The sequence below is a fragment of the Streptomyces sp. NPDC058469 genome, assembly GCF_042721125.1.
GTDB lineage: Bacteria > Actinomycetota > Actinomycetes > Streptomycetales > Streptomycetaceae > Streptomyces.
Window position 1 is genome coordinate 42,135 of sequence record NZ_JBHXME010000006.1, and the last position, 16,509, is coordinate 58,643.

The window sequence follows — 16,509 nt, forward strand, 5'->3', positions numbered from 1 at the left end:
CCGTGTGCAACGAGCACCGCTCGGGTACGTCCGCCGGCCGAACAAGCCAGCAAGCAGCACCACTTCCGGCGGACGGGGAGGAGCGCGAGGAACGCGTCGACACGCGGGAGCCGCGAACCGCCTTGGGGGACCCCGGGTTGTTGGAGAGGGTTCTACATGTCCGAATGTGCCGATACCACTCGCGAGAACGCACCCAAGACCCACAAGGGTCAAGCGCGTACGACGGCGGTCCTCGCCGGGGCGGCCCTGCTCGCCCCGCTCGGACTGCTGGCCGCAAGCGGCAACGCCGCGGCGGCCGACAGCGGAGTGTGGGACCGCATCGCCCAGTGCGAGAGCGGCGGCAACTGGCACATCAACACCGGTAACGGCTACTACGGAGGACTCCAGTTCTCCGCCGGGACCTGGCGCGCCTACGGCGGTTCGGCCTACGCGGCCACCGCGGACCAGGCCTCCAAGTCCGCGCAGATCGCCGTGGCCGGCAAGGTCCAGCGGGCCCAGGGCTGGAACGCCTGGCCGGTCTGCTCGGCACGGGCCGGAGCGAGCGGCAGCGCACCCGCGGCCTCCTCCGGCACGGTGAGCGAGAAGTCGACGAAGAAGTCGACCACCGAGTCGACATCCGAGTCGACGAAGAAGAAGTCGACCAAGAAGGCGACCCCGTCGAAGCCCGCGACAACGCCGGCCCGTGGGACGAACAACGCCTCGCGCGGCACGTCCCGCGGCGACTACACCGTCCGTGAGGGCGACACGCTGAGCGCCATCGCCGCCCAGCACGGGACCACTTGGCGGAAGGTCTACGCCGCCAACAAGGCCGTCATCGGCGGCGACCCCGACCTGATCGTGCCCGGGCAGCAGCTCGACCTCTGAGCCGAACCGCTCGCCCCGCCCCGTCCGGTCCGTCGACCGGGCGGGGCCCGCACGTCACTCCAGTTCGGCCGCCTCGCCGCTGAACACGACTGTCCCGCGCCGCAGTTCGTACACGATCGCCGCCCGGCCGCGCAGCACTGGCGGCAGCCGCTGCTCGGCCACGACCACGCACGCGTCCAACCCGCCCAGCAGTTCGTACGTGTGCGCCGCGACCGCGGGCGACATGCCCTGCGCCGGTTCGTCCACGAGCACCACGCGCGCGCGTGCCAACAGGGCACGGGAGAGCGCCAGCATCCGCTGCTCGCCACCGGAGAGAGTGCCGGCCCGGCGGGGGAGCAGGGGGCCCAGCTGGGGGTACGCGTCGAGGGCAACGGCGTAGTCCCGCGCGGCGAGTTCGAGGTTCTCATGCACGGTGAGCGACCCGAACACGGCCCGTCGCTCCGGCACCAGACACAGTCCCCGGCGCGCTCTTTCGTGGGCGGGCATACGGGTCACGTCGGCGCCGTCCCACACCACCGCGCCGCCCGACAGCGCGACCGTGCCGGCGAGGGCGCGCAACACGGTCGTACGGCCGGAGCCGTTGCGGCCCAGCAGGACGGTGAGCCCGTGGGCGGGGGCGGCGAGGGTGACGCCGTGCAGGGCTTCGAGGGGGCCGTAGCGCACGCGCGCATGGCGCAGGGCGATGGTCATGCGGGGGACTCCCAGGCGGCCTCTGGGGCGCCGAGCGCGTCGAGGACTCGATCCGGTGGGCCGGAGGCGACGATCCGGCCCGCGGTCATCACATGGACCACGTCGGCGAGGTCGGCGACCAGATCGAGGTCGTGCTCCACGACGAGCAGGGCGGTGCCCTCGGCGGCCAGCGCCCTCAACACCAGGGTCAGCGCGGCCACTTCGGCGGTGTCGAGTCCGGCGGCGGGCTCGTCGAGCAGCAGCACGCGCGGACCTCCGGCGAACGCCCGCGCCAGTTCGACCCGGCGCAGTGTCCCGGTGGGCAGGCCGGCGGCGGGCAGCGACCGTACGTCCCCGTCGAGCCCGAACAACCGCAACGCCCGCTCCACGGCGCCCGGTTCGGTGACCCGTCCTTGCTCGGCGCCGACGCGCACGTTCTCGGCGACGGTCAACGAGGGGAACACGGCGAGCTGTTGAAAGGTCCGGGCGATCCCGAGCCGGGTGCGCGCGTGCGCGGCCAGCCTCGTGATGTCCCGTCCCCCGAGCCGGACTTGCCCCCGCGTGGGCCGCACGGTCCCGGCCAGACAGTGGAACAGGGTACTTTTTCCGGCCCCGTTGGGACCGACGACAGCGGTGACCTGCCCGGCCCGCACAACGAGATCGACCCCGTCGAGCGCGGCGAAGCCGCCGTAGCGGGCGTGCAGGGTGTGGGCGGTGAGGACGGGTGGGGTGGGGGATTTTCGTCCGGGGCCGGTGGCGTGTTGCCGCCCGGCGTTGTGCTCGGCAGGGTGCGCAACGCCCGTGCGGTTGGGCGCCGTTGTACTCGCTTCGCCTCGTTGCCCGGGTTCGGTGGCGCGTCCCCGCCCGGCGTCGGGCTTCGCCGGACGCGCAACGCCCGTGTGGACAGGTCCAATCGCACCCGCTTCGCCCCGCTGCCCGGCCCCGGCGGCGCGCCCCCGCGGATTCCGCGCCCCGGACGCTCGCCCGGCATCGAGCTCCGCTCGGCGCGCAACACCCGCGAGCGCAGCCGCCGTTGAGCCCGCCTGTACCGCCGGCACCGGCACGCCCACCACCCGAAACTTCTTCCGTACCCCGACCCCCAACGGCGTCAGCCGCACCCTCCGGCGCAGACGCAGTCGCCCCGCCGCAGTCCGCAACGCCTCGTACGGCCCCCCGGGAAACCGCCCCACGCACACCGCCAGCACCCCGATCAGCGCCGCCGCCACCCCGCCGCGCGCCCCCGCGTCCAGCCCGACCAGCAGCGCCGCGGCCGCCAGGGCGCCCAGTGTGCTGTCGGCGCCCAGGACGACGACCGCGGCGAACCACAACAGCCCCCGTACGGGGTCGTAGGCCGAGGGGTCGAAGGCGCGCACGCCCATGCCGAGCATGCCGCCGCCCAGGGCGGCCAGGGCGGCGCCCGCGACGAAGGCCAGGAGTTTCAGGGACGGGACCTGGACGCCCGCCGCCGACGCGCCCTGTTCGTGGTCGCGCAGGGCGGCGAGGGCGCGGCCCGTGCGGCCCCGGCGCAGGGCGTGGGTCGCCAGCAACGCGCCCGCCAGGAGGGCGAGTTCGAGGACGTAGTAGGCGCGGTCCCCGTCGAAGCCGGACGGGCGGGCCAGCGACAGGCCCGACGTGGCGTACGGCTGGGCGAAGACGAAGCGGCTGACCCCGACGCCGACCGCGAAGGTCGCGAGGGCGAGGGCCAGGCCGTGGCGGCTGATCGCGGGCCAGCCGGTCAACAGGCCCAGGGGAGCGACCAGGAGGACCGCGAGCGCGAGCGCGGCCAGTTCCGGGAGGCGGGGTAGTCCCGGGAAGCGGCCCGCCGCCAGCAGCGCCGTGAACAGGGCGCCCAGGCCCGCGTACGCCGCCTGCCCCAGGGAGAGCTGCCCGCCGCGCCCGGTGACCACCACCAGGGACAGCAACACCACGCCCAGCGCCGGGACTTGGACCGAGGTGTGCAGGTCCGAGCCCGCGAAGCCGAGGGGGAGGAGGAACAGCACCCCGGCCACGATCCAGGCACCAGGAGGCGTCGCGACGCGGGCCGTCGCCGTACGCGGGAGGGCGTCCCGGGAACCGAGACCGGGCAGTACCAGCGCCGCGATCAACAGGGCGACCACGAACAGGTTCGCGCCCACCGCCTGGACCAACTGCCCACTCCAGCCCGGCGGATGAAGCCGCGTCAACTGGCTCTGTCCGACCCCGATCCCCAGCGCCACCACCACGGCGACCGGCAGACTCCGCATCCGCGCCGCCACCGCGACCGCCACCACCTCCATGACGAGCAGCGGCAGGCCGTACGGGTCCAGGCGCACGTACGGCGCGAGGAGTACGCCCGTCAGCCCCGCCGTGAACGACCCGAACGCCCAGCCCGCCGCAGCCACCCGGTCCGCGTCCACGCCACCCAGCACCGCGAGTTGGCGGTCGTCCACGACGGCCCGCAGCTCCCGCCCGAAACGCGTCCACCGGATGACCGCCCCAACTCCGGTGGCCAGCACGAGCACCACCGCCAACTGCCCCCAGGGGTCGGCCGACACCAGCTCCGGCGCGTCGTCCCGCGCCCCCTGCCCCCACGCCAGCGCGGTCCCGCCGACCAGCAGGACGAACACCCCGATGGACGCGACCAGCGTCTGCGCCGGATCGCCGCCCAGGACCGCCAACGGGCGGAAGACGAACCGTTCCAGGGCCACCCCGATGCCCGGCGCCAGGAACAGCAGCGTGACGACCGCGCCGAGCCACAGCGGCCAGCCCCACCCGACCACGCACTGCCGCAGCACGTACGCGCACACCATCGCGATCGCGCCGTGCGCGAAGTTGAGGACGCCGGTCGCCCGGTACGTCACGATCAGGCCGATCCCGGTGAGTGCGGCGGCGCTGCCGACCGAGAGGCCGGCGAGGGTGAGGTCGTAGGTGAAGGAGGACATCAGTCGTCGGCTTCGGCGGGTTCGCAGATCGGGCAGGGGCTCAACTCGCCGTTCGCCACGAGCTTCGAGTCGACCGGCACCGCTTCCGGCTTCCCGGCGACCAACGGGCAGTCCGCGCGGTGCCACAACGTGCCGCCCGGCACCATCAACAGGTCCGGGCTGACCGCCACGGGCGTCGCGGCGGCCCGCGCGGACTCCTCGGCGTCGGCGGGTTCGGCGGCCACGAGAAGGCCATACAGCTCCTCCACGCGCGCGGCGGCGAGGGCGCTGCGGCCGTGGGTGAGCAGGACCGCGGCGGCGACGATCAGCGCGGCGCCGGGGATCGTGCAGGAGGCCAGGTAAGGGAGTTGGCGTTCCGCGTAGCGCTCGCCGGAGATGCCGTACCAGCCGATCACGCACAGGACCGCGCCCGCGGCGAGCGCGGCCCAGCCGGCCCACAGGGCGGGGTGCACGGTCCGCAGTCGCGCTGTCCGCATTTCCGGCTCCCACATGTCATGTGTCTGTCCATGCCAGCCAATGGCTTGCACTATGCCTTCTGACACCTGACCTGAAAACACCGGGCGAGCACGGCCCGGAACGACACCCGGCGGTGAGCCAGATGGTTCTCGGGAGCGACCTCAGGCGAAGGAACACGAGGGACGCGAGGAACACGAGGAACTCAGGGCGGGGGCGGGGCACTTCGGCTGTGGCGGCCGCCCTGGTCCTCGTGTTCGGGCCGGCCCTGGCGGCCTGCAGCGACGACAGCGGCGGCGGGAGCGGCAGCGCGTCACCGCCCACCCCGTCCGTCGAGCGGACGACGAGCGCACCGGCGACCGCGCCCGCGGACCCGGCCGCCGCCACACAGATCAAGGCCAACTGGAAGAAGTTCTTCGACCCGGCCGCCTCCACCCAGGACAAACAGGCCGTCCTGGAGAACGGCGAGCAGATGGGCCCGGTCCTGAAGGCCTTCAGCGGCGACAAGCGCGGCGGGCAGGTCCAGGCGGACGTCCAGAAGGTCGAGTTCACCTCGGCGACCAAGGCGACCGTGACATACAGCCTGACCCTGAACGGCGCCACCGCCCTGCCGAACGCCTCAGGGACGAGCGTCGAACAGGACGGCACCTGGAAGGTGTCCGTCAACACCCTGTGCGCGCTGGTGGCGTTGAGCGGCGATGCCTCGCAGTCGCCCGGGGCGGGCTGCTGAGGCCGCTGTCGCGGTGCTGCTGCTCCTCGGGGGCACGGCCTGCGGCAGCCGCCTCCCGGAGAGCGACTTCGAGCACGGCAACACCCCTGCGCCCGCGGCCAGCAGCGGCACGCCGATCCGGGTCGGCATCATCACCAGCGCGACCAGCCCGGTGGGCGGCGACACCTTCACCGGCCCCCGCGACGGCGCCAAGGCGTACTTCGACCGCCTCGACGCGCGCGGGGGCATCGACGGACACCCGGTCCAGGTGCGCCTGTGCGACGACGGCGGCAGCGGTGTCGGCAACAACGAGTGCGTGCACCAGCTGGTCGACGAGGACAGGGTCGTCGCCCTGGTCGCCACCACCGCCCTCGACTACGCGGGCGCCTCCCGCGTCTCCCACGCGCGCGTGCCCGACATCGGCGGCCAGCCCATCGGGGCCGCCTACGACACCTGGCCGCACCTGTACGGCATCTACGGCAGCCTCGCGCCCCGCGCCGGCACACCGGGCTGGGGCGGGCAGCTGTACGGCGGCACGGAGGTCTACCGGTACTTCAAGCAGCGGCAGGGTGCCCGTACCGCCGCCGTCGTGTCGTACAACCAGGCCGCGTCCGCCGCCTACGCGCGGCTCGTCGAGCAGGGGCTGAAGGCCGAGGGGTACAAGGTCGTCACCGAGCAGGTCGACTTCGCGCTGCCCAACTTCCGTGCCGTGGCGGCGGACTTGAAGCAGCAGGGCGCCGACCTCGTCTTCGACGCCATCGACACGCATGGGAACGCCCAGTTGTGCGAGGCGATGGACCAGGTCGGCGCGAACGTCATCGCCAAGGTGACGAACGTACAGAACTGGACGTCCACCGTCCCCGAGGACTACAAGGACGCCCCGCGCTGCCGCAACGCCCTGTGGGCGACCGGGTCCAGCCGCGACTTCGACGACACCTCCCAGGCGGCCGTACGGGAGTTCCGGGACGCGACCAAGGGGCTGAAGACGCACTCCCAGTGGCAGTTGGAGGGGTGGGCGGCCGCGAGGTGGTTCACGGACGCGGCAACGTTGTGTGCGAAGACGAGGACGGGCGTCACGCGCGCGTGCGTCGACGGCTTCATGAACCGGAGCGAGAACTACACCGCCGACGGCCTGCTGGTTCCCGTCTCCTTCGAGCGGCTCGCCGGACCGCCGACGACACGCAGGACATGTCTGTCGGTGGCCCGTTGGCAGGACGGCAAGGGATGGGTCGCGCAAGGGGACATGAACCGCACGTGTTTCGACGTGCCGCAACTGCCATACCGCCCTTGACGCAGATCGCCGTCGGCACAGGGCCGCCGTCGGCACAGGGCCGCCGTCGGCACAGGGCCGTCCTCGACACAGGCCGTCCTTGATGGAGACTTCGACCATGTTGGAGACCTCGGCACGACTCCTGCGCCTGCTCTCGCTGCTCCAGGCCCACCGCGAGTGGTCCGGCGCCGACCTGGCCGACCGGCTCGGGGTCACCGCGCGTACGGTGCGCCGGGATGTGGACCGGCTGCGTGAGCTGGGGTACCCGGTCAACGCCAGCCCCGGCACGGGCGGCGGCTACCAGCTGGGCGCGGGCGCCGAGTTGCCGCCGCTGCTGCTGGACGACGACGAGGCGGTCGCCGTGGCCGTCGGGCTGCGCACCGCCGCAGGGCAGGGCATCGAGGGCATCGGCGAGACCTCCGTACGCGCCCTCACCAAGCTCGAACAGGTGCTGCCGAGCCGGCTGCGCCGCCGGGTGGGCGCCCTCAACGCGTTCACCGTGCCGATGCTGCACAACACGCTGCCGTCCGCCGTCGACCCCGCCGTACTGACCGAACTGGCCGCCCTGTGCCGGGACGCCGAGCGGCTGCGCTTCGACTACGAGAGCCACGACGGCACCCCGACCCGCCGCAGCGTCGAACCGCACCGCCTGGTGTGCACCGAGCGCCGCTGGTACCTGGTTGCCTGGGACCTGGACCGCGAGGACTGGCGCACCTTCCGCGTCGACCGCGTCACACCGAGGCCGCCGCACGGCCCGCGCTTCACCCCGCGCGAGCCACCGGCCGAGGACCTCGCCGCGCACGTCTCGAAAGGGGTCTCCACGCGCGCGTACGCCTCGCACGCCGTCGTCAGGCTGCTCGTGCCCCTCCAGGAGGCCGTCCAGCGGATCTCACCGTCCGCGGGGACGCTGGAGGCCGACGGACCGGACGCCTGCCTGCTGCGGACCGGGGCCCCGAACCTCGACGTGATGGTGATCCACGTGATGATGATGGGCTTCGACTTCGAGGTCCTGGAGCCCGTCGAGCTGACCGAGACGATCAGGACGGCCCGGGACCGGCTGTCCCGGGCGCTGGACCGGCACGGCCCGGGGGCCCACGGCGATTCTGTGCTGAAACGGTGAAACTCTTATGCGGCGTCAGCTCCCGCCGTACCGCACGGAATCGGAATGGAAAGGGGCGCCGGACCGGTTCTCGCGGCACTTTCCGCCGGGCTATTCGGCGAGCCGGACCGACATGCGGGAATTACGTTCGAATGCCTGCGGAAGACGTACGGAACCGCTCATACGTGTGAGGGAGGCAGAACAAAACACACGTCCTGATCCTGTGACAGAAGTGTGACCGGAGAGGGACGGAGAGAGCGCAAGAGGGGCTAGCGTGGCGGGCATGGCATCCATTCCGACTCCACCGGCAGAGCCCCAGGACAGTCCGAACAGCTATGTGGGCCTCGACGCGACAGAGGCCGAGCGGCTCGCGCGGGAGCGCGGGTGGACGACCGTGCGGTCGCTGCCGCCGGGGGCGATCATCACCATGGAGTTCCGCGTGGGACGGCTCAACTTCGAGGTCGAGGACGGCACGGTGACGCGCGCCTGGAAGGGCTGAGCGCGGACGTGACGAAGGCCCCGGTTCCGCTGGCGGAACCGGGGCCTTCTTGATGCGGGGATGGTTGTGCGTACCGGCCCCGCGGTCTGGTGCGGTCGTCAGCCGCCCGGCACCGGGCGGGCCGTGGCCGGGTTGGTGCCGCGCGCGACGCGGTCGGGGTGCGGCGGGCGGCGGCTGCCGACCGGGGTGACCGGGGTGCGCTCCGAGCGGGTCGTGTGCGGGCCCGGGGCGAGGTGGACCGGCGGCCGGGCGGAGCGGCTCGCGGTGACCGTCTCGCGGGCCGCCGGGACCTCGTCGCCCGAGGAGGAGGCGCGCGGCTTGAGCAGTACCGGCGCGGTGACCGGGGAGGCGGGCACCGGAGCGGGCGCCGTACGGCCGCGGCGGGCGCGCCAGCGGTCGCGCAGGTCGAAGATTTGGGTTTCGGCCAGGGCGATCAGCGGCTCGCACCACGGGAGGGCGAGCAGAACCAGCAGACCGGCGGCCCAGCCGAGCAGGACGTCGCTCAGCCAGTGCGTGCCGAGGTAGACCGTGGCGAGACCGACGCCGAGCGAGGTCACCGCGGACGCGGCGGACAGCCAGCGGCGGGCCGCCGGCGTGGAGGCCAGATACGCCAGGATTCCCCAGGTCACGACCGCGTTGGCGGTGTGGCCGCTGGGAAATATATCGCCGCCCAGACCCATCTCGTTCGAGCCGATGACGGTGGCGTAGTGCGGGCCGAGACGGCCCATGCCGAGCTTGGCCGCGCCGACCGTGATGTTCAGGAGCAGCAGCAAGGTGCCCAGGGTCAGCAGCGGGCGCAGCGTGTGCTGCCGCCAGGAGCGCCAGCCCAGCCAGGCCGCGACCATCACCGCGGTCGGGCCGCGCTGGCCGAGGACCACGTAGTAGTCGACGAACCAGTGGATGCCCGCCCACTGCTGGTACGGCCGGAAGAACATGACCTGCCAGTCGAACCGGACCAGCCAGGACGTGGTCACGACAAGCCACACGATCGCCAGATAGAAGGCCAGGGTCGCCGCGAACAGCACGACCCTGTGCCGGCTCATCTTCGGCACATCGATGTTGGCCGGCCGTTCCGGTTCACGGTCCAGCCTCGCGAACACCCGGTCCAGACGGGTGAGGTTTCGTTCGGTACGCACCCAATCGACGTTACAGCGAGTGAGTGTGGATCCCTGTCGAATCAGCGGCTTTGTGATGACGATGTGATGTGGGAAAGCTCTCAGGCGCAGGTTTATTTCCGATGATTCCGCAATCCTGGACGGCTCCGTCCTTCAATTCCTTTGATCATGCCGGGGTCGAGTTTTATGGCCCTTATGAATTAGTTCACCAAATGCTGGGGTGGAATTGGCCGAGCGCTCATGGAGTGTGACGGGTGGATCATGGGGGACCGGAGCCGTTCAGCCAGAACGCGCCGTACACGGCCGATGCCGCCGCGACACCGCCCACCACCCACGCTGACCTGGACGTACGCAGCCGGGCCAGGGCGAGCGCGAGGGGGAGCAACAGGGGGAAGGCGGGCATCAGCAGGCGCGGTTTCGAGCCGAAGTAGCTCGACGCGCACAGCGCGAGCGCGGTGACGACACCCGTGTACACCAGGAGAGGCAGCGGCTGGCCCTGGCGGACACCCACGACGTACAGCCAGATCACCAGCCCGACCCCGACGATCAGCCCCACCCCGGCCAGGGCCGACGGGAACGACGTGAACTTGTCGCCGACGAAACGGGCGAAGGCGGCGCCCCCGTCGAAACCGTTGCGCCAGCCCGCCTGCACGTCGAGATAGCCCAGCGGACCCTTGCCCGTGCGATGGCCGACCCACAGGACGTATCCGGCGGCGCCCAGGGGCGCGAGCACCATCCCGAGGGCGCGCTGCCAGCTTCGCGCGCCGGGGGCGGGTTCCGTGCTGCGGTCCCGCACGAAAGAGGTGATGGCCGCGACCCACACCGCCGCGACCACGGCGAGCCCCACGGGCCGTGTCAGACCGGCCAGTAGCGCGAGCGTGCCCGCCGTCAGCCAGCGGTCGGTCAGGGCGGCGTACAGGGACCAGGCGGCGAGTGCCGTGAAGAGCGACTCGCTGTACGCCATCGACTGCACGATCCCGACCGGCAGCACGGCCCACAGAAGTACGGCACACACGCCCACCCGTCTCCCGCCGCCACCCTTCCAAGGCCGCGCTTCGCGCCCTTCTTGATTCCTACGGCCGTAGACATGCTCCGCGACCGCGAAGATCCCCCAGGCCGCCGCGAGCGAGGCGAGCAGGCTCACCACGAGACCGCCGTCGGCGTACGACAGCGGGGACACCGCGTGCATGAACCTTTCCAGCCAGGGCAACAGCGGGAAGAAGGCGAGGTTCGAGTGGACGTCGCCGTTCGGGAGGCGGACCTCGTAGCCGTAACCGAGGTCGGCGACCCGCGTGTACCAGAGGGCGTCCCACCGCGCCGTCAGCAAGGTGTGGGCGCTCTTTCCGCGCGCCGCGCTCCACACCGCGAGCACCACCAGGCCCAGGGCGCGGACGGCGGCGTACCCGAGAAGAGCCGGGGCCGCCCGGCGCAGAGGTGCTGCAAGATCGGTCACGGACCCGATTATCGAGGGAGCGCGGAACCGGCAGGCCCGGCGGGGCGTGGTCCACGGAAGGGCGAGTGGTGTACGCCACACGTGTTCTCCGGAGAGTGTGAGAGGTCCGCCACGTGGCATTGGCGTGAACTCGCGTACGCTGACGGCTCACTCGCCTTCGTTGCGCGGGTCGGAGACACCGCTCCTCTCCGGCCGCAGTCACGGGGAGTCCCCACCCCGTGAGCCCCGCCGAACGCGAGGGAACATCTGGGAGGTAGTACATGTCCGGGACGACCATGGCTGCCGCAGCGCTGCGCCGTCGGGCCGCCGGGGCCGGTGCCAACCGCTGGGTCGTCCTCGTCGTCCTCTGCGTCAGCCTGCTCCTCGTCGCCCTCGACGCCACCGTGCTCCATGTCGCGGTGCCCGCCGTCACCGAGGACCTCAAGCCCGGCGCGATAGAGCTGCTCTGGATCGTCGACGTCTATCCGCTGGTCTGCGCCTCGCTCCTCATCCTCTTCGGCACGCTCGGCGACAGAGTGGGCCGCAGGCGGATTCTCCTTCTCGGCTACGGCCTCTTCGGCATCGCCTCCGGGCTGGCCGCCCTCGCCCATGACGCCCAGGTCCTGATCCTCGCGCGGGCGCTGCTCGGCGTCGGCGGCGCGATGATCATGCCGGCCACGCTGTCGATCCTCCGCCAGGTCTTCCCCGACCGGCGTGAGCGGGCGGTGGCGATCGGCGTGTGGAGCGCGGTGGCGGCGGTCGGCGCGGCGGTGGGCCCGCTGCTCGGCGGCTTCCTCCTGGAACACTTCTGGTGGGGCTCGGTCTTCCTCGTCAACATCCCCCTGATGCTGATCAGCCTGCCGATCGGCCGGCTCCTGCTCCCCGAGTCCCGCGGCGACCGCAACGGCCCGTGGGACATCGTCGGCGCGCTCATGGCCGCGGGCGGTCTCTTCGGCGTCGTCTTCGGCGTGAAGCGGCTCGGAGGCGGGGAGCCCGTGGAGAGCGGGTGGACCGTGGCTCCGCTGCTCGTGGGCGCGGTGCTGCTGGCTCTTTTCGTACGACGACAACGGCGCCGTACGCATCCGCTGGTGGACCTGAAGATGTTCCGCAGGCCGGCGTTCAGTACGTCCGTGGGCTGCATCGTGCTGGCGATGCTGGCACTGGTGGGCCTGGAGCTGATCGCGGCGCAGTACCTGCAACTGGTGCTGGGGTTGTCGCCTCTCCAGACGGGTCTACGGCTGCTGCCGCTGACGTTCGCGGCGATGGCGGCGGGGTTGTTCGGGGCGCGGATGCTCCGGCGTTTCGGGCCGCGTCGGATGGTGTGCTTCGGCTTCTGTCTTACCGCGGTCTCGGTGCTGACGCTGACCGCGATGGGTGGGCGGGACAACGCGGGGCTGCTGCTCTTCGGGTTCCTGCTGCTCGGGTTCGGTCTGGAGATGACGCTCTTCGGGGCGTACGAGTCGATGCTGAGCGAGGCGCCGCCGGCCCAGGCGGGGGGTGCGGCGGCGATCGGTGAGACCTCGTACCAACTCGGCGCGGGTATCGGCATCGCGCTTCTCGGCAGCGTGATGAACGCGGCGTACGCGCCCGGGCTGTCGTCCGTTCCCGGTGTACCGGCGTCCGCGTCGGCGTCTGCGGGGCATTCGCTGGGCGAGGCGTATGACGTTGCCGGGCGTCTTGGCGGGGTGCGTGGTGCGGCCCTGCGTCACGCGGCACGGGACGCTTTCGTCCACGGCCTGCACGTGACGTTGCTTGTCAGCGCGGGGTTGCTGTTGCTGGGGGCGGTGATGGCGTTGCGGTTGCCGCGGATCATGCAGTGCGAGGCGCCCTTGGCCACGGTCCCTGCCCCCAGGGAAGTCGCCCAGTCCCGCGTCTCAGCCTGAACAACAACCTCTCCCACCCACGCACCACCCGTTTACGGGCAATCGAGGGGTGAGCGTGTCCTGTGGGGGTGCCCCGCCGTTGGCGGCTGCGGGCTGCGGGCTGCGGGCTGCGGGCTGCGGGCTGCGGGCTGCGGGCTGCGGGCTGCGGGCTGCGGGCTGCGGGCTGCGGGCTGCGGGCTCTGGACGCGTGGCACCGGGCGTCGTAACGTCGGGCCCGTTGTCGTAACTAGCGGTGATAGTTTTAGTGCCGGAGGCTGTGTCATGGCTGCGTCCCCGTCCCCGAAGTTGCCCCCCTTCGACCCCGCCGACCCCCTCGGCATCGACGACCTGCTCGACCCCGAGGACCTCGCGATCCGGGACACCGTGCGGGCGTGGGCTGCCGACCGGGTGTTGCCGTACGTCGCGGAGTGGTACGAGAAGGGGGAGTTGCCCGGGATCCGGGAGCTTGCCCGGGAACTCGGTGGCATCGGGGCGCTCGGGATGTCGCTCAGCGGATACGGCTGTGCCGGTGCGTCCGCCGTGCAATACGGGCTCGCCTGCCTGGAGTTGGAGGCCGCCGACTCCGGGATCAGGTCGCTCGTGTCCGTGCAGGGGTCCCTCGCGATGTACGCCATCCACCGCTTCGGCAGCGAGGAGCAGAAGCAGGCGTGGCTGCCGCGCATGGCCTCCGGTGACGTCATCGGCTGCTTCGGGCTCACCGAACCCGACCACGGTTCCGACCCCGGCGCCATGCGCACCTACGCCAAGCGCGACGGCGGCGACTGGGTCCTCAACGGGCGCAAGATGTGGATCACCAACGGGTCGGTGGCCGGGGTCGCCGTCGTATGGGCACAGAGCGACGACGGCATCCGTGGGTTCGTCGTGCCTACCGACAGCGCCGGCTTCTCCGCGCCCGAGATCAAGCACAAGTGGTCACTCCGCGCATCCGTCACCAGCGAACTCGTCCTCGACGACGTGCGGTTGCCCGCCGACGCCGTGCTGCCGGAGGTCGTAGGGCTGAAGGGGCCACTCAGCTGTTTGTCGCACGCTCGTTACGGAATCGTGTGGGGTGCGATGGGCGCCGCGCGCGCTTCCTTCGAGTCCGCGGTCGCGTACGCGAAGACTCGGGAGCAGTTCGGGCGGCCCATCGGTGGCTTCCAGCTCACCCAGGCCAAGCTCGCCGACATGGCGGTCGAACTGCACAAGGGGATTCTGCTCGCCCATCACCTGGGGCGGCGCATGGACGCCGGGCGCCTGCGTCCCGAGCAGGTCAGCTTCGGCAAGCTCAACAACGTACGAGAGGCCATCGAGATCTGTCGTACGGCACGGACGATCCTCGGTGCCAACGGGATCTCACTGGAGTACCCCGTGATGCGGCACGCGACGAACCTGGAGTCGGTGCTCACGTACGAGGGCACCGTCGAGATGCACCAGCTCGTGCTGGGCAAGGCGCTCACCGGACTCGACGCCTTCCGGTAGACACCGGAGACCCCGGGCTCGGTTCAACCCTGCGGGAGGCAGGGCCGATGAGCGGCCCTGCCTCAGCTCTGGTTGAAGAAACCGTCCTCACGGCGCACGGCGGGGTCGCCGCTGACGATCTCCGTGTTGGCGGGGGTCAGCAGGAAGACCCGGTTCGCGACCCGCTCGATCGTGCCGCGCAGGCCGAAGGTGAGGCCGGCCGCGAAGTCGACCACGCGCTTGGCGTCGGTCGCCTCCATCGCCGTGAGGTTCACGATCACCGGAACCCCCTCCCGGAACAGCTCGCCGATGGCACGGGCGTCCCGGAAGCTGTCCGGGGTGACCGTGCCGATCCGCCGGCCCTTCACCTCGGCGACGTCCTCGGCCACCTTCACTCGCGGATCCGTGACCCAGGCATCCCCGGGCTGCTCGGTCCCTTCGGAGTAGTCGTCGTCGTAGTAACGCTCGTCATCGTTGTCGTCAACGAGTCCAAGCCAAGCACTCGCCTTGCGTACCGATCCCATGGACGCCTCCTCTCACAGCGGTCTTACTTGCTTTCCGCATCCCTATGGTCATCCATGATGCGGATCGCGCGCCAAGTGGATAGACGCCGCGCGGGGGGTTTGTGACGCTACTGGTGCACAGCCAATACGTCGAGGGCCCCCGTGTATCAAGGGTGTTGCTGGACAAGGCTGCTGACTGAGAGTGAAATATGATTCTTCCCGGCGTCCGGGTGACGGCTGGTGCGTACGGGTGAACGGAGTGGTCGATGCGATGCGGCTGCTCAACGCCCGGTCAGATGCCATATAGATCTCCGGATGCCCTGTCAGATGTCGTTCACGCCACGGGGGGTTGTCGTGTTCGGAATGGTCCGGCCTTGCAGTCACAGACTCGGTGAGAACCTCAAGACCCAGTGGATGGCGCATTTGTGCGGGCTGTGTCTCGCGCTGCGCGGCGATCACGGGCAGTTCGCGAGGGTTGTCACCAATTACGATGGTTTGCTCCTCTCGGTCCTGACGGAGGCCCAGGTCGAGCGCGCGGACGGCGGATGGCGTCGTACGGCCGGGCCCTGCCCGTTGCGCGGGATGCGGACGGCGTCCGTCGCGCAGGGCGAGGGGGCGCGGCTCGCGGCGGCCGTCTCGCTGGTGCTCGCCTCCGCCAAGGTGCGTGACCATGTCGCCGACGGGGACGGGCTGCTGGCCCGCAGGCCGGTGGCGCTGGCCGCGCGGCGGGTCGCCGGGAGCTGGGGGCGGGCCGGGGCGCGCACCGGTTCCGCGGTCGGGTTCGACGCCGCCGTGCTCGTCGACGCGGTGGACCGGCAGCTCGGCATCGAGGTCCTGGCCGGGATCGGAACGCCGATCCTGACCGTCACCGAACCGACCGAGACCGCCACCGCGGCCGCCTTCGCGCACACCGCGATCCTGGCCGGACGGCCCGGCAACGCCGCACCGCTCGCCGAGGCCGGGCGCCTCTTCGGTCGGCTCGCGCATCTCCTGGACGCCGTGGAGGACAAGGAGACTGACGCCGCGTCGGGCGCCTGGAACCCCCTCACCGCGACCGGCACGCCGCTCACGGAGGCCCGGCGGCTCGCCGACGACGCGCTGCACGGGATACGGCTCGCGCTGCGCGAGGCCGAGTTCGTCGACGCCAAGCTCGCGCATCTGCTGCTCGCGCACGAACTGGGGCGCTCCGTGGACCGGGCCTTCGGCACCCAGTCGTGCGGACACGGGCCGGACCCGCAGGGCGCCTTCGGGCCGCCCCGGAGCCCCTACGTGCCGGACGATCCCCGGCGCGTTGGCAATCCCGGCCATCCCTACGGCGGTGAGCCCCCGCGGCCCGACAGGCGCGGTTTCTGGGCCGGGTGCGCCGTCGCCCTCGGGCTGTGCTGCACCTGCAAGGTGTGCTGTGCCGACGAGTTCGAGGGGCCGTGGTCGGGGCGGCGGCGCGAGGGATGCTGTTCGAGCTGCGACTGCTCGTGCTGTGACGCGTGCGAGTGCTGCGAATGTTGTGAATGTCTGTCGTGCTGCGACTGCTGAACGGGACGGGCAGTCACCTGTTTGACCGTTACGGGTGCCGCCACCCGCCGACCGTGACGTGCCGTCACCGCCGTTGTATACGTGCCGCTTAGGGATCATGGCTGACCTGCGGGGTCGGGCTG

General features: G+C 71.5%; 14 protein-coding genes. 8 read left to right on the forward strand and 6 right to left on the reverse strand.

Translation table 11 applies throughout. The features are described 5' to 3' along the window. Positions 1-156 precede the first annotated feature (156 nt). Positions 157-864, forward strand: a complete 708-nt coding sequence (locus ACFWP5_RS05615) for a transglycosylase family protein (RefSeq protein ID WP_384150672.1) — start codon at positions 157-159, stop codon at positions 862-864. Between the two features lie 54 nt (positions 865-918). Here the strand turns inward: ACFWP5_RS05615 and ACFWP5_RS05620 are convergent, their stop codons facing one another. Genes ACFWP5_RS05620 through ACFWP5_RS05630 form a run of 3 tightly spaced genes read right to left on the reverse strand, consistent with a single transcriptional unit; the run spans position 919 to position 4,930 of the window. Then, a complete protein-coding gene (locus tag ACFWP5_RS05620) occupies positions 919-1,554 on the reverse strand; it encodes an ATP-binding cassette domain-containing protein (RefSeq protein WP_384150675.1) in 636 nt (211 codons plus the stop codon). After that, complete coding sequence (locus ACFWP5_RS05625; protein WP_384150678.1) at positions 1,551-4,454, reverse strand: ATP-binding cassette domain-containing protein; 2,904 nt, start codon at positions 4,452-4,454, stop codon at positions 1,551-1,553. The genes ACFWP5_RS05620 and ACFWP5_RS05625 overlap by 4 nt, the downstream gene beginning before the upstream one ends. Next, entirely contained in the window at positions 4,454-4,930 is a 477-nt protein-coding gene (locus ACFWP5_RS05630; RefSeq protein WP_384150681.1) for a hypothetical protein, read from the reverse strand. Before ACFWP5_RS05630 ends, ACFWP5_RS05625 begins: the two co-directional genes overlap by 1 nt. 122 nt (positions 4,931-5,052) lie before the next feature. Here ACFWP5_RS05630 and ACFWP5_RS05635 point away from each other — a divergent pair, with 122 nt between their 5' ends. From ACFWP5_RS05635 to ACFWP5_RS05650, 4 genes are all read left to right on the forward strand, one after another. Then, entirely contained in the window at positions 5,053-5,637 is a 585-nt protein-coding gene (locus ACFWP5_RS05635) for a hypothetical protein (RefSeq protein WP_384150684.1), read from the forward strand. Next, positions 5,606-6,907 carry an ABC transporter substrate-binding protein gene (locus ACFWP5_RS05640; RefSeq protein WP_384150687.1) on the forward strand — a complete coding sequence of 434 codons (1,302 nt, stop codon included), beginning with the start codon at positions 5,606-5,608 and terminating at the stop codon, positions 6,905-6,907. Before ACFWP5_RS05635 ends, ACFWP5_RS05640 begins: the two co-directional genes overlap by 32 nt. Before the next feature lie 97 nt (positions 6,908-7,004). After that, positions 7,005-8,006 (forward strand): helix-turn-helix transcriptional regulator, encoded by a 1,002-nt coding sequence (locus ACFWP5_RS05645; protein ID WP_384150690.1) that lies wholly within the window; start codon positions 7,005-7,007, stop codon positions 8,004-8,006. Between the two features lie 262 nt (positions 8,007-8,268). After that, the gene (locus ACFWP5_RS05650) at positions 8,269-8,484 is read left to right on the forward strand and encodes an I78 family peptidase inhibitor (RefSeq protein ID WP_384150693.1); all 216 of its coding nucleotides are present in this window, start codon (positions 8,269-8,271) and stop codon (positions 8,482-8,484) included. A gap of 98 nt (positions 8,485-8,582) precedes the next feature. Here the strand turns inward: ACFWP5_RS05650 and ACFWP5_RS05655 are convergent, their stop codons facing one another. Continuing rightward, entirely contained in the window at positions 8,583-9,620 is a 1,038-nt protein-coding gene (locus ACFWP5_RS05655) for a phosphatase PAP2 family protein (protein WP_384150696.1), read from the reverse strand. A 238-nt stretch (positions 9,621-9,858) separates the two neighbouring features. After that, complete coding sequence (locus tag ACFWP5_RS05660; protein ID WP_384150700.1) at positions 9,859-11,052, reverse strand: hypothetical protein; 1,194 nt, start codon at positions 11,050-11,052, stop codon at positions 9,859-9,861. A gap of 260 nt (positions 11,053-11,312) precedes the next feature. Here ACFWP5_RS05660 and ACFWP5_RS05665 point away from each other — a divergent pair, with 260 nt between their 5' ends. Together ACFWP5_RS05665 and ACFWP5_RS05670 are read left to right on the forward strand one after the other, a co-directional pair. After that, positions 11,313-12,914: an MFS transporter gene (locus ACFWP5_RS05665; protein WP_384150703.1), complete on the forward strand. Its 1,602-nt coding sequence runs from the start codon at positions 11,313-11,315 to the stop codon at positions 12,912-12,914. Between the two features lie 261 nt (positions 12,915-13,175). Next, the gene (locus tag ACFWP5_RS05670; RefSeq protein WP_384150705.1) at positions 13,176-14,372 is read left to right on the forward strand and encodes an acyl-CoA dehydrogenase family protein; all 1,197 of its coding nucleotides are present in this window, start codon (positions 13,176-13,178) and stop codon (positions 14,370-14,372) included. Between the two features lie 62 nt (positions 14,373-14,434). Here ACFWP5_RS05670 and ACFWP5_RS05675 read toward each other — a convergent pair whose 3' ends face one another. Then, positions 14,435-14,875 carry a cell division protein SepF gene (locus ACFWP5_RS05675; protein WP_019059292.1) on the reverse strand — a complete coding sequence of 147 codons (441 nt, stop codon included), beginning with the start codon at positions 14,873-14,875 and terminating at the stop codon, positions 14,435-14,437. A gap of 333 nt (positions 14,876-15,208) precedes the next feature. Here ACFWP5_RS05675 and ACFWP5_RS05680 point away from each other — a divergent pair, with 333 nt between their 5' ends. Continuing rightward, complete coding sequence (locus tag ACFWP5_RS05680; protein WP_384150709.1) at positions 15,209-16,387, forward strand: DUF5685 family protein; 1,179 nt, start codon at positions 15,209-15,211, stop codon at positions 16,385-16,387. Positions 16,388-16,509 lie beyond the last annotated feature (122 nt).

Coding starts and splice junctions, on each gene's coding strand:
- ACFWP5_RS05615 (WP_384150672.1), top strand. CDS start 157: ATGTCCGAATGTGCCGATACCACTCGCGAGAACGCACCCAAGACCCAC.
- ACFWP5_RS05620 (WP_384150675.1), bottom strand. CDS start 1,554: ATGACCATCGCCCTGCGCCATGCGCGCGTGCGCTACGGCCCCCTCGAA.
- ACFWP5_RS05625 (WP_384150678.1), bottom strand. CDS start 4,454: ATGTCCTCCTTCACCTACGACCTCACCCTCGCCGGCCTCTCGGTCGGC.
- ACFWP5_RS05630 (WP_384150681.1), bottom strand. CDS start 4,930: ATGCGGACAGCGCGACTGCGGACCGTGCACCCCGCCCTGTGGGCCGGC.
- ACFWP5_RS05635 (WP_384150684.1), top strand. CDS start 5,053: ATGGTTCTCGGGAGCGACCTCAGGCGAAGGAACACGAGGGACGCGAGG.
- ACFWP5_RS05640 (WP_384150687.1), top strand. CDS start 5,606: ATGCCTCGCAGTCGCCCGGGGCGGGCTGCTGAGGCCGCTGTCGCGGTG.
- ACFWP5_RS05645 (WP_384150690.1), top strand. CDS start 7,005: ATGTTGGAGACCTCGGCACGACTCCTGCGCCTGCTCTCGCTGCTCCAG.
- ACFWP5_RS05650 (WP_384150693.1), top strand. CDS start 8,269: ATGGCATCCATTCCGACTCCACCGGCAGAGCCCCAGGACAGTCCGAAC.
- ACFWP5_RS05665 (WP_384150703.1), top strand. CDS start 11,313: ATGTCCGGGACGACCATGGCTGCCGCAGCGCTGCGCCGTCGGGCCGCC.
- ACFWP5_RS05670 (WP_384150705.1), top strand. CDS start 13,176: ATGGCTGCGTCCCCGTCCCCGAAGTTGCCCCCCTTCGACCCCGCCGAC.
- ACFWP5_RS05675 (WP_019059292.1), bottom strand. CDS start 14,875: ATGGGATCGGTACGCAAGGCGAGTGCTTGGCTTGGACTCGTTGACGAC.